Here is a 1,659-nt window from a genome sequence, read left to right as displayed (position 1 = left end):
GCGGCATGGGCCATGCCCATCGCGCCTCCGGCAACCAGGGCCATGCCCCGGCACCGTTTCCAGAAAACCGCTGGTGTGGATGACGTCATCGCCCGTTCCTGTGGCAGTGGAGGGTTACCGGGTCGCTCCGCCCGGCCCGGTGCTTGCCTACTTCTCTTTGCGCCAGTTCACCGAACCGCGGTTTTCCACCGTGGACGATTCGATTTCCACGTCGAAGCCGCGCCGCAGCAGGTACTTCAGGGTGAGCACCGAGCCGCTGCCGACCAGCGAGACGCCATAGCCGATGTACAGCTTGGGGGTGATGTATTTGCCCACGCCGATCACCGAACCGCCCAGCGCGCGCGACTGGCTGACCCCGGCATCGTCCAGCCCCAGTTTGGCGCCGACCTGCGCGGCCAGCAGGCCGCTGCCGGCCGACAGCGCCGCCGAGGCGGCATTGACCTGCTGCGCCTGATCGCTGCTGGCCATGCTCAGACTGCGTCCGAGCACCAGATAGGCCAGCGATTCGGACTGCGACATGGCCGGGTTGGACCACACATCCACCCGCGGCGCCTGGGCGCGGCCGGTGACGTGGATGCCGGCGGTGACCTCGCCGATCTGGCGCTCGGCGCGGATATTGATGCGTGGATCGGACACGATGCCGTGGTTCCACAGCAGCTGGCCGTCGGTGATGGTCAGGTCCTGGCCGTAGGCCTTGTAGCGGCCGGTCACGTCCAGGCCGCCGTTGGCGGTCATCTCGCGGCCGGGAATGGCGCGTACCTGCATCTTGCCGGTCAGGGCGCCCTTCAGGCCGAAGCCGCTCATCTTGACCTTGTTGCCGAGGCTGATGGTCAGGTCCATGTCCAGCGGCGAGGCCGGGCCCTCTTCCGGATCGACCGGATCCAGCACCACGATGTCCTCCGAGACCGAGGTGCCGCGATCCAGCCGCTCCAGATCCAGATCGGCCTCCGGCACGTGCACGCGCCCGCTCAGCGCCATCGCGGTGCCGGCCAGGGTGAAATCCAGATCCGGGTTGCCGACCAGGCGCAGCTCGCTGGTGTTGGACAGCAGCACGTTGTCACCAAAGATATGCAACTGCAGCGGCTGCGCATCGCCGAACCAGGACAGCCCACCGTCGACCCGCAACACGCCTTCACCGCCGGTGTTGGCCGAGGCGCCGATCCGCGCCGAACCATCGGGCTGGGCGATGAAATCGGCCTTGCCCTCGCTCAGGGTCAGCCCCAGCGCCGGCAGTTCGCCGGTGAAGTTGCTGAGTTTGGCTTCGCCGCCCAGGGTGGGTTGCGCACGGGTGCCACGCAGACTCACGTGCCCTTCGATCAACCATTGGGCCGCACCAGATCCGGCGAGAACAGTTCCATCCAGTACAGCCGCGACATGTTCAGGTACAGCTCGCCGTTGAGCGCCGCGCCGGGCTCCCACGCGGTCTGCACCTTGCGTCGATGAAGCCATCCCCCTGGAAGCCCACGCCCAGATAGCCCTTGATGCTGTTGGGCTGCATTTCCACGTTGAGGGAGAAATGGTCGTAGCGCACCAGTTCGCCGCGGGCGTTGTCGCCCAGGCGGATGCCGCCCTCGGCCGAGGCGACCTTGAACGCCCCCTCCCACGCATTGCCGCGCGGGCGCAGGCTGCCGTCCAGGGTGATCTCGCCACGCGATGATG

1 pseudogene is annotated in these 1,659 nt (G+C 67.5%); it reads right to left on the bottom strand.

The features are described 5' to 3' along the window. Nucleotides 1-147: 147 nt before the first annotated feature. Nucleotides 148-1,659: pseudogene (locus JCM9942_RS15355) on the bottom strand (translocation/assembly module TamB domain-containing protein); the annotation flags it as partial.

The sequence above is a fragment of the Stenotrophomonas pictorum JCM 9942 genome (assembly GCF_001310775.1).
Classification (GTDB): Bacteria; Pseudomonadota; Gammaproteobacteria; order Xanthomonadales; family Xanthomonadaceae; genus Stenotrophomonas; species Stenotrophomonas pictorum.
Note: the sequence above shows the minus strand (reverse complement) of the source record. Positions and strands in the feature narration are given on the sequence as shown.